Here is a 10,209-nt window from a genome sequence, read left to right as displayed (position 1 = left end):
GCTTGACTGCGAGACGGACAGGTCGAGCAGGGACGAAAGTCGGGCTTAGTGATCCGGTGGTACCGAGTGGAAGGGCCATCGCTCAACGGATAAAAGCTACCCTGGGGATAACAGGCTAATCTCCCCCAAGAGTCCATATCGACGGGGAGGTTTGGCACCTCGATGTCGGCTCATCACATCCTGGGGCTGAAGTAGGTCCCAAGGGTTGGGCTGTTCGCCCATTAAAGTGGTACGTGAGCTGGGTTCAGAACGTCGTGAGACAGTTCGGTCCCTATCCATCGCGGGCGTAAGAGACTTGAGAGGAGCTGCTCCTAGTACGAGAGGACCGGAGTGGACGGACCAATGGTGTACCAGTTATACCGCCAGGTGTACAGCTGGGTAGCTACGTCCGGAACGGATAAACGCTGAAAGCATCTAAGCGTGAAACCGGCCTTAAGATGAGGTCTCTCACAACGGAAGTTGGTAAGGCCCCTTGAAGAAGACAAGGTAGATAGGCCAGGAGTGTAAGGCGGGCAACCGCTTGAGCGGACTGGTACTAATCGGCCGAGGGCTTGACCTAAAAAGGGCTAAAATGTGCGAATAATCTTCTGTGCAGTTTTGAGGGAAAGTGGAAAACGGATTATTACTTTCCCGAATTAAATATCCGGTGTCGATAGCTACGGGGATCCACCTGTTCCCATACCGAACACAGAAGTTAAGCCCGTAAACGCCGAAAGTACTTGGCTGGAGACGGCCTGGGAGGATAGGTAGACGCCGGTTACACCAAAAGAGCACCCAGCATTAGGTGCTCTTTTGCTATTTTGTATGTTTCTATAAAGACTAATAAAAAAATGCCGCATGCAAGATGCGGCTTTTTTATTAGTCTACTTTCTTATACGCTTGGGCCTTGGCGCCGCAGATGGGGCATTTTTCCGGTGCTTTGCCTTCGTTAATGTGCCCACAGACGGTGCAAAGGTAAAGGTCTACGACTTCTTTCTTTTCCAGGTTATCAAGATACTTCTGATAAAGCTCGGCGTGAACCTTCTCGGCCTCATTGGCTAATTTAAAAGAACGTAAGGCCGCGGTGTTGTTTTCTGCTTCTGCTTCCTGGATGAAGGGCGGGTACATTTCGCTAAATTCATAGGTCTCACCGGTTATAGCAGCTTTCAGGTTTTCGGCCGTGGATTTGATACCGCCCATTGCTTTGAGATGGGCCAGAGCATGGATAGTTTCGGCTTCAGCAGTGGCACGGAACAATTTGGCTACTTGTGGATAGCCTTCGAGCTCGGCTTGCTTAGCAAAAGCCAAGTATTTACGGTTGGCCTGAGATTCACCGGCAAAAGCGGTAGCGAGGTTTTTTTCGGTGTTGGACATTCAATTCCCTCCAAATTTAATTTATCATTATTCTTTATGGAATATTATTATCTATAATCCAAAAATTGTCAAGTAAAGAATTATCTGTCCAATAAAAAATTTTTAAACCAAAACAGTAACAGCCAGCATATGTCTTGCTGGCTGTTACTGTTAAGACTTATTATTTTGCCCGCAGAAAGTTGAGTACTTTTGCGCCGGTATTGCGTACCCGACGCAGTGGAGCAATGCTGACCGATACTTTCGGTTTCATATCTTTTTCTGCGCCAAAATCGCCGCGCTTAATATTTGTCGTTTTCGTTTTTTCCGGCTTCAAAAAGGATTTGAGGACAGCAACCGCTTTATCCGGGCGGCTATGGTCGCCGCAGGTGAACACGTCTACTGCCGCATACCCTAGTTCAGGGTAGGTGTGAATACTAATATGGCTTTCGGCCAGCAGCGCCAAAGCGGTCAGACCCTGCGGCTCGAACTTATAGGACGAAAAGTCGAGCAGGGTCATATTCGCTTCCTTGACAGCAGTGATCATGGCGTTTTTCACGAACTCCAGATCATCCAGCACTTCGAAGCTGCAGCCGTACATGTCAACAGTGAGATGTTTACCAATTACTTTCATCGCTCATCGCCCCTTCTACCAGGATTTTTTAAATGAGGCGTATACTTTTCCTCAAAAAAGCGTGAAATTCTGTGCTTTTCCAACGAAAAGCGTGATTTTGCCGAAGGATTAGCAGTATTACGCCGTTTATTATATGCATTATACAGTTTTTCATTATAAATCGCTTGGACAGGAATGTAAAGAGATATTTAAAAAAATCACGAGAAAATTTTCCCGCTGTTGATTGGCATGTAATATGTTGAGGAATACTACCTATGGCTGATGGGCGGTCAATTTTTTACTGTAATTTATCAACACCTTGCAGGAATAGTGTTCATCATGTACAATTTTTTTCATGATAATGTTGAATAGCAACTACCGGTGAGCGCGGAGGAACTAATGACCCAGGAGGCGACAGGTATTAGACCAATGGGGCCGCGTTATTTTTGAAGACAAATTGCATAGGAAGGTGAAGAAATGAATACCGTAAAACTTGCTGAAGGAATTTATTATGTAGGCGTTGTCGACTGGACGGTTCGCGATTTTCACGGGTATACTACGCCGCGCGGGGTGACTTATAACTCGTATCTCATTATCGACGAGAAGGTATGCGTCATTGATACGGTCAAGGCGCCCTTTGCCGCTGAATTCATTGAGCGCATTTCCCAGCATATCGACCCGGCCCGCATTGACTACGTCATCACCAACCACATTGAGCCCGATCATTCCAGCGCCTTGTCCGCCCTCATGGAGCGGGCCCCGCAGGCAAAGGTGCTGCTGACCGAACACGGTAAGGCCGGCATCACAAAGTATTATCAAAAAGAATACGATTTCCAGATAGTTAAAGAAGGCGACGTCCTTGACCTTGGCCGGAATAAGCTTCATTTTCTCCCATTGCCCATGCTGCACTGGCCAGATTCGATGGTTAGCTATCTCGATGGTGAGCAAATTCTATTTTCTAATGACGCCTTCGGCCAGCACATTTCGACGACCAAACGGTTTGATGATGAGAATGACATTAACGAGGTTCTGTATGAAGCGGCCAAGTATTACGCCAATATTCTGATGCCCTATGGCAAGCTTGTTCCCGGCGCGCTGAAAAAAGCCGCCCAATTCCCCATCCGCATGATTGCTCCCAGTCACGGCGTTGTCTGGCGCAGCCATATCTCCGCAATTTTGTCCAAGTATGAGCAATGGGCGACAGGCTACGCTACCGACAAAATCGTGATTGCCTATGACAGCATGTGGGGTAGCACGGAAAAGATGGCGCGTCATATTTTGGAGGGAGTGACCGCCGCCGGGGCTATCGGCAAACTATACCGCATGTCGGCCGCTGACCGTAGTGAGGTCATTGCGGATATCCTGGAGGCCAAGGGTTTGTTGGTTGGTTCCTCGACCCTGAATAATGGCATGCTGCCGAGCATTGGCGCCTTGCTCGTCTATCTCAAAGGACTGCGTCCTACTAAAAAGACGGGAGCTTGCTTCGGGGCCTATGGTTGGGGAGGCGGCGCCCAAAAGGACATGGAAGAATTGTTGAAAGGCGCCGGTGTAGCCGTCGAGTCCGGCCTGACCCTTAAATGGGCGCCGGACAGCCAGGAAAAGGAAAAATGTTTCCAGTTTGGTTATGATTTCGCAATGAAGGTATTGGCCGCCAAATAGCAACTATAAAGAGAGAGGGCTTTGGCCCTCTCTTACATATTGTCCGGCCGCCCGTGTCACACTAATTTGCAGCCACTAAAAAGGGCGGCCGGAGGTAAGGCATGTTTACTTTTCACCACGGGTTTTGGACATACTTTTTTACTAGGCGGCATCCCGCGGTTTGGCAATTTGTTATTGGCGCGATGCTCCCAGATTATGTCTACTTTATTGTGCTTGGCCTAATGGCGGCTCAAGGGCGTATTAGTCTGGGCGAAATCCCGAGCCTAACGCCTGCCATTTTTTTGAGTTACCTTCCGTACTACCCCTGGGCCGTTCAGACTGACCTTCTCGGTCATTCCGTTGTCGTCTGGGGTGTGGCATTTGGCCTAACGCTGCTGCCAGCGCTAAGGAAAGCACAGCCTTTGGTCATCGGTTGGGGCTTGCACCTTTTTATCGACGGCATTACTCATGCCGCTTATAGCAATTTTTTTCTTTATCCGTTGTCGATGCTGACGGTTGAGAGCCCGGTTTCTTATTGGGAGCCGGAATATTTTGGCCGAGAGTTTCGCACCGTCAACGGTGCACTTATTACTCTTGCCGTTTTGTACCTGGCTTATCAATGGTGGAAAAATAAATATCGGAGATGAACAAAGTGGAACCAACTTGTAAGGTATATATTCGCAAAGGAGCACAGCACCGCGTAGAAAGCGGTCATCCTTGGCTGTATCAAACAGAAGTCGACAAATTGGAAGGCGATTTTAGCCCCGGTGATATTGTCGACGTTTATAACCATCGCCACCGCTTTGTTGGGCGGGGCTACATCAATCCGCGCTCGCAAATTTTGGTACGCTTCTTGACGCGCGAGCAGGAACCGATTGACCGCGTTTTTTTCAAGCGCCGCATTGAAGCAGCTTGGCAGTACCGGCAGCGCTTCCTCGACGAGCCGGAATACTGTCGGCTAATTTTTGGCGAAGCCGACTTTTTACCGGCGCTCATCGTCGATAGGTTTGGCGATTATTTGGTTGTTCAAACCCTTGCGCTTGGCATTGACCGGTTTAAGGAGACCATTGTTGATATTCTTGATGAACTCTTGCGTCCTGCCGGCATTTACGAGCGCAATGATGTGCCAGTGCGGGAGCTGGAGGGGTTGGACCAACGCAAGGGGTATCTCAAAGGACGGTTTCCTACGCTTATTCAGGTACGGGAAAACGGTCTACCCTTCTATGCCGATATTGAAAACGGGCAAAAGACGGGTTTTTTCTATGACCAACGGGAAAACAGACGGTTTCTGCGCCATATTGCAGGCGGCGCCGTGGTATTGGACTGTTTCTGCCACACCGGTTCGTTTGCTGTCCACGCCGCCGTATACGGGGCCAAGCGCGTCCAGGCTATTGACATTTCCGAGATGGCGATTGAACTGGCCCGGAAAAACGCCGCCCTCAACGGCGTGGCCGACCGCTGCTCTTTCGAAGTCGCGAACGCATTCGATGCGTTGCGGGAGCTGTCCGATGAACGTCGGCAGTTCGATATCGTTATACTTGATCCGCCGGCTTTTACCAAAAGCCGTGGCACGCTTGAGAGCGCGGCCCGCGGTTATAAGGAAATCAACCTGCGTGGACTTAAGCTTGTCCGTTCCGGCGGTTTTCTCATTACTTGTTCGTGTTCGTACCACATGGAACGTGAATTATTCAAAGCCATTGTCGTCGATGCCGCCCGCGATACGCGGCGCACTATCCGCGAAGTTGAATACCGGACGCAGGCGAAAGATCACCCCATTCTGCCTGCGGCGCCGGAAACCCATTATCTTAAGTTTTTGGTTCTGCAAGTTTTGTAATTTGATAATACGGCCGCTTATTATTTTATTGGTAAGCGGCCATAATATTTTTTGGTTAATTTTTTTGTAAAAATTTCCGGCAAACCTCTTGCAAAAAGTCAAAAAGTCAAATATAATAAAATCGAAGGTCAAAAAAAGTCAAACCAATGAGGGGGGGAGCCATGGCCAATCTGGTAGACCTCATTGAACAATTTATCCTGCGTAAACTGGCAAGTGGCCAGGACGAAGTCATCATTCTCAAACGCAATGAAATCGCCGACGAGCTTGAGTGTGCGCCATCACAAATCAGTTATGTCCTGAATACGCGTTTCACCGTTGAGCGAGGCTTCATCGTCGAGTCACGGCGTGGCTCAGGCGGCTATATTCGCATTGCCCGTATTCCGTTCGCTGAGATTTTGTTTGAGGATGTGGCGCGCAGCGTGCGGCCAGATATTACTTATGACGAATTGGAAACGGTCGTCGCCCGGTTGCAGCGGCACAATTTGCTTACCGGCCGGGAGGCGGCGCTGATGCTCCACTTTTTCAAGCTAATTTACGATTATGTCGATGCCGAAGACCGGGCGCGCATCGTCCGCTCGTTGCTCATGGTTTTGGCCCATCACGAAAAATTGCGTTAGGGGGGGGATCAGATATGTTGTGTGATGAATGTAAACGACGACCAGCATCTGTCCACATCACCAAAATAACCAATAATCACAAGGTGGAAAAACATTTGTGCCAGCAGTGTGCGCAGGCGAGCGGCGAAGGTAGTTTTTCCTTTGGTCCGCAGTTTTCGGTTCATGACTTCCTCAAAGGAATGTTTAATCACGGTTTCGCGGAGGGCCATATTGCCCAGAGTCAGCCGGCGTGCACGAACTGCGGCATGACCTATCAGGATTTTAGCCGCACCGGCCGCATAGGCTGCAGCGCCTGTTACGGCGCCTTCGGCCAGCGGTTGGAGCCGCTGCTCCGCCGCATACACGGCGCGAGCATCCATACTGGTAAACTCCCCAAACGCGCCGGCGGCCAGTTAGAGCTAAAACAGCGTCTTAAGCGCCTGCGTCAGGACTTGGAACGGCATGTGGCCAATGAGGAATATGAGCAGGCCGCCCGCGTGCGGGATGAAATCCGCAGCTTGGAAAAACAACTAAGCAGCCAGAGTTAGAAAAGGGGGGAGGATCGCATGGCGCTCGAAAACATTCTCGACCAGCCGCTTAATCCCTGGATGGCAGGCGGCGGTCCGGACGGCGATATTGTCCTTTCCAGCCGTATCCGTTTGGCGCGCAATTTTGAAGCCGTTCCGTTTCCTAACCGGGCGAAAGGCAGCCAGCTTGCCGCCATCGTGGATCAGATGCGCAAATCGGTCAATGATTTAACCAATCTTGACGGACACCGTTATCTGTTTATCGAGATGGAGAAACTATCGCCACTGGAACGGTATGTGTTGGTGGAGAAACACATCATTAGTCCCAACTTGGCGCAAGAAGCCGAAAACCGGGCCCTAATCGTCCGTGACGACGCCGCGGTAAGTATTATGATTAATGAAGAAGACCACCTACGTATTCAGTGCCTTGCCCCTGGCCTGAATTTAAATGATGCCCTCAAATGCGCCAACAAAGTCGATGATGCTATTGAAGGACGGCATGATATCGCCTTCAGTGAGCAGATGGGCTACCTCACGGCTTGTCCTACCAATCTTGGTACAGGTCTGAGGGCCTCGGTCATGGTGCATCTGCCGGCTTTGGTACTAAGCGGCCAGATTAACCGCCTGGTGACCGCTGCCACGCAATTAGGCTTGGCCGTAAGGGGCATTTACGGCGAAGGCAGTGAAGCCGTCGGCAATATCTTCCAAATTTCCAACCAGCTTACACTTGGCCACGGCGAACAGGAGATCGTCGAAAATCTGTACAGCGTTGCCCGGCAAGTGGTTGACCACGAACGGTCGGCCCGGCAGGCACTGCTGGCCGAGTCGCGGGACGTTCTTGCCGACCGGGTATGGCGAGCCTATGGTGTACTGCGGTATGCCCGCAGCCTATCCGGTCAGGAAGCCTTATCCCTGCTTAGCGAAGTTCGGCTTGGCATTGATTTAAAAATCATCGACGAAGTACCACCGGTGATTTTCAACGAGTTGTTAGTTACAACCAGGCCCAATTTCCTGCAAAAACTGGCCGGGCAGGCCGAGCTGGGACCGGCGGAGCGCGATCGGTTGCGCGCTCAAATAATCCGTCAGTGTTTAGAAGATAATAAAACCAGAGGAGGGAAATAAATGTTAGACAGGTTTACTGAACGGGCGAGAAAAGTACTGGCACTGGCCCATCAGGAAGCGATGCGGCTGGGTCATAATTACATCGGTACGGAACATCTGCTGCTTGGACTTATCCATGAAGGCGAAGGGGTAGCGGCGCGGGCATTAGCGTCGCTGAATATCAGCCTGCAGACAGTGCGGGCCCAAGTCGAAGCCATGATCGGCCGTGGCGAAGGTCCGCAAGAACAAATCGGCTACACGCCCCGGGCTAAACGAGTACTGGAATTAGCGGTGCAGGAAGCCGCCGCGTTGGGTCATAATTACATCGGCACCGAACATATCCTGCTGGGCCTTATCCGCGAAGGGGAGGGCGTGGCAGCCCAAGTACTCAGTAGCCTTGGCGCTAATATTAATGTTGTCCGGCAGCGGGTAATCGAGCTTTTGGGTGGCTTTGCCATGTCCGGTCCGATGCCGACGGGGCACGGCGCAGCAATGGCCGGCGGCAATACCCATACGCCACTTCTTAACGAATATGGCCGCGACCTCAATAAACTAGCCCAGGAAGGCAAAATTGACCCGGTTGTCGGCCGGGAAACCGAAATTGAACGCGTTATTCAGGTGCTTAGCCGGCGCACCAAGAACAACCCGGTGCTAATCGGCGAGCCGGGCGTGGGCAAGACGGCCATCGCCGAAGGCTTGGCGCAGAGAATCGTTGAAGGCAAAGTGCCGGAAACGCTGCGCGGTAAACGGGTAGTGTCTCTTAATATGGGCTCGCTGGTGGCCGGTTCCAAATATCGTGGTGAATTCGAAGAGCGCCTGAAAAAAATCATGGACGAGATTCGCCAGGCCGGCAACGTTATTCTCTTCATTGATGAAATCCATACCCTTATTGGCGCCGGCGCTGCCGAAGGGGCGATCGATGCCGCCAACATCCTCAAACCGGCTCTGGCGCGCGGTGAGCTACAGACTATTGGCGCCACCACTTTGGACGAATACAAAAAGCATATTGAAAAGGACGCCGCTCTGGAACGGCGCTTCCAGCCAATCATGGTAGGCGAACCGTCGGTCGAGGAAGCTATCGAAATCCTCCGCGGCCTGCGTGACCGCTATGAGGCTTTCCATAAAGCGCAGATTACCGACGAGGCCATTGTTGCCGCCGTAAAATTGTCGCACCGCTACATCACTGACCGGTTCCTTCCTGATAAGGCTATCGACCTCATGGATGAAGCGGCGTCAAGGGTACGGCTGCGCGCGGTGTCGCTGCCGCCTGATGTGAAAGACCTTGAGAAGAAACTGGAAAAACTGTTGGCGGAAAAACAGGCGGCTATTACCGCCCAGGAGTTTGAAGAAGCAGCCCGGATTAAGCGGGAAGAAGATCAAATCCGGCAGGAACTGGAAAAAAGGCAGAAGGACTGGAAACAGCGCGGCAGCGGCCAGGTGATCGTGACTGAAGAGGACATTGCCGAAATTGTTGCCAAGTGGACCGGCATTCCGGTGAAAAAACTGGCCGAGGAAGAATCGGAGCGGCTGCTTAAGCTAGAGGAAATTCTGCACCAGCGGGTTATCGGCCAGGATGATGCGGTCAAGGCAGTGGCCAGAGCTATCAGGCGAGCCCGTGCCGGACTTAAGGACCCCAAACGGCCGATTGGCTCCTTCCTGTTCCTGGGCCCGACAGGCGTCGGCAAGACAGAGCTGGCCCGCGCCCTGGCGGAAGCGTTATTTGGTAAGGAAGAGGCCATGATCCGCTTTGATATGTCGGAATACATGGAAAAGCACACGGTGTCGCGGCTAATTGGCGCGCCTCCCGGCTATGTCGGCTATGAAGAAGGCGGTCAGCTGACTGACGCCGTCCGCCGCCACCCCTATTCCGTTATCTTGCTGGATGAGATTGAGAAGGCGCACTACGATGTCTTCAATATTCTGCTGCAAGTCCTGGAAGACGGGCGCCTGACGGATGGCCAGGGACGGACCGTTGATTTTCGCAATACGGTCATAATTATGACCTCCAACGTCGGTGCTTCCCACCTGCGCAAAGACACTGCCGCCCTTGGCTTTTTGGCCGATAAAGAACAAGATAATGCACAGGCAGCCAAGACACGGGTGATGGAAGAAGTAAAACGCACCTTCCGGCCCGAGTTTATCAACCGCATTGACGAAATTATCGTTTTCAACAGCCTAACCGATGACGATCTGAAGCAAATCGTCGAGCTTATGCTGGCAAATGTAGCCAAACGCTTGGCTGATACCGATCTTAAGTTGGAAGTGACCGACCGAGCCAAAGCTGAACTGATCAAAGAAGGGCGCGACTATGTTTATGGCGCGCGGCCGCTCAGGCGGGCGATCCAGAAGATGGTCGAGGATGAAATTGCCGAACTAATGCTGCGCCGCGACATCACGAGCGGTGACACGGTAGTTGTGGACGCCGATGAAAATGGCAAACTAACCTTTACTAAAAAAAATAGTTAGCAGGAAATAAAGCCGACAAAAGCGAAAAAAGCACTCACTCATGTGAGTGCTTTTTCGCTTTGGGTGCGCCCTGTCGCCCTTTGCGTTTTACCTTAAAAAGCGGTG

9 protein-coding genes and 2 rRNA genes are annotated in these 10,209 nt (G+C 51.5%); 9 read left to right on the top strand and 2 right to left on the bottom strand.

What is annotated here, in order from left to right:
• Both TCARDRAFT_RS12590 and rrf read left to right on the top strand, forming a co-directional pair.
• Window positions 1–559 (top strand): 23S ribosomal RNA (locus tag TCARDRAFT_RS12590); the annotation flags it as partial.
• 83 nt (window positions 560–642) lie between these two features.
• A 5S ribosomal RNA gene (gene rrf, locus TCARDRAFT_RS12585) occupies window positions 643–759 on the top strand.
• Window positions 760–858: 99 nt separating this feature from the next.
• Here rrf and TCARDRAFT_RS12580 read toward each other — a convergent pair.
• Together TCARDRAFT_RS12580 and speD are read right to left on the bottom strand one after the other, a co-directional pair.
• The gene (locus tag TCARDRAFT_RS12580; RefSeq protein ID WP_007290354.1) at window positions 859–1,353 is read right to left on the bottom strand and encodes a rubrerythrin family protein; all 495 of its coding nucleotides are present in this window, start codon (window positions 1,351–1,353) and stop codon (window positions 859–861) included.
• Between the two features lie 160 nt (window positions 1,354–1,513).
• Window positions 1,514–1,963: an adenosylmethionine decarboxylase gene (speD, locus tag TCARDRAFT_RS12575; protein ID WP_007290353.1), complete on the bottom strand. Its 450-nt coding sequence runs from the start codon at window positions 1,961–1,963 to the stop codon at window positions 1,514–1,516.
• A 456-nt stretch (window positions 1,964–2,419) separates the two neighbouring features.
• On the opposite strand from speD, the gene TCARDRAFT_RS12570 reads away from it, so the two are divergent.
• The 7 genes from TCARDRAFT_RS12570 (at window position 2,420) to TCARDRAFT_RS12540 (ending at window position 10,104) form a co-directional block, all read left to right on the top strand.
• The gene (locus tag TCARDRAFT_RS12570) at window positions 2,420–3,601 is read left to right on the top strand and encodes an FprA family A-type flavoprotein (protein WP_007290352.1); all 1,182 of its coding nucleotides are present in this window, start codon (window positions 2,420–2,422) and stop codon (window positions 3,599–3,601) included.
• 101 nt (window positions 3,602–3,702) lie between these two features.
• Window positions 3,703–4,227: a hypothetical protein gene (locus TCARDRAFT_RS12565; protein ID WP_007290356.1), complete on the top strand. Its 525-nt coding sequence runs from the start codon at window positions 3,703–3,705 to the stop codon at window positions 4,225–4,227.
• A 5-nt stretch (window positions 4,228–4,232) separates the two neighbouring features.
• A complete protein-coding gene (locus TCARDRAFT_RS12560; RefSeq protein WP_007290351.1) occupies window positions 4,233–5,414 on the top strand; it encodes a class I SAM-dependent rRNA methyltransferase in 1,182 nt (393 codons plus the stop codon).
• A 161-nt stretch (window positions 5,415–5,575) separates the two neighbouring features.
• Window positions 5,576–6,031: a CtsR family transcriptional regulator gene (locus TCARDRAFT_RS12555; protein ID WP_007290350.1), complete on the top strand. Its 456-nt coding sequence runs from the start codon at window positions 5,576–5,578 to the stop codon at window positions 6,029–6,031.
• Between the two features lie 14 nt (window positions 6,032–6,045).
• Window positions 6,046–6,558, top strand: coding sequence for a UvrB/UvrC motif-containing protein (locus TCARDRAFT_RS12550; protein WP_007290349.1), 513 nt, complete (start codon window positions 6,046–6,048; stop codon window positions 6,556–6,558).
• An 18-nt stretch (window positions 6,559–6,576) separates the two neighbouring features.
• The gene (locus TCARDRAFT_RS12545; protein ID WP_007290348.1) at window positions 6,577–7,659 is read left to right on the top strand and encodes a protein arginine kinase; all 1,083 of its coding nucleotides are present in this window, start codon (window positions 6,577–6,579) and stop codon (window positions 7,657–7,659) included.
• On the top strand, window positions 7,660–10,104 hold the full coding sequence (locus TCARDRAFT_RS12540; RefSeq protein ID WP_007290347.1) for an ATP-dependent Clp protease ATP-binding subunit: 2,445 nt from the start codon (window positions 7,660–7,662) through the stop codon (window positions 10,102–10,104). It begins immediately after the preceding gene.
• Window positions 10,105–10,209 lie beyond the last annotated feature (105 nt).

This window comes from Thermosinus carboxydivorans Nor1, from assembly GCF_000169155.1.
Classification (GTDB): Bacteria; Bacillota; Negativicutes; order Sporomusales; family Thermosinaceae; genus Thermosinus; species Thermosinus carboxydivorans.
The sequence above is the reverse complement of the archived record's forward strand: the minus strand, read 5'-3'. Positions and strand labels throughout refer to the sequence as shown.

Bases quoted from the DNA above. Each gene is read 5' to 3' on its own strand.
- TCARDRAFT_RS12570 (WP_007290352.1), top strand. From the start codon at position 2,420: ATGAATACCGTAAAACTTGCTGAAGGAATTTATTATGTAGGCGTTGTC.
- TCARDRAFT_RS12555 (WP_007290350.1), top strand. From the start codon at position 5,576: ATGGCCAATCTGGTAGACCTCATTGAACAATTTATCCTGCGTAAACTG.
- speD (WP_007290353.1), bottom strand. From the start codon at position 1,963: ATGAAAGTAATTGGTAAACATCTCACTGTTGACATGTACGGCTGCAGC.
- TCARDRAFT_RS12540 (WP_007290347.1), top strand. From the start codon at position 7,660: ATGTTAGACAGGTTTACTGAACGGGCGAGAAAAGTACTGGCACTGGCC.
- TCARDRAFT_RS12550 (WP_007290349.1), top strand. From the start codon at position 6,046: ATGTTGTGTGATGAATGTAAACGACGACCAGCATCTGTCCACATCACC.
- TCARDRAFT_RS12545 (WP_007290348.1), top strand. From the start codon at position 6,577: ATGGCGCTCGAAAACATTCTCGACCAGCCGCTTAATCCCTGGATGGCA.
- TCARDRAFT_RS12565 (WP_007290356.1), top strand. From the start codon at position 3,703: ATGTTTACTTTTCACCACGGGTTTTGGACATACTTTTTTACTAGGCGG.
- TCARDRAFT_RS12580 (WP_007290354.1), bottom strand. From the start codon at position 1,353: ATGTCCAACACCGAAAAAAACCTCGCTACCGCTTTTGCCGGTGAATCT.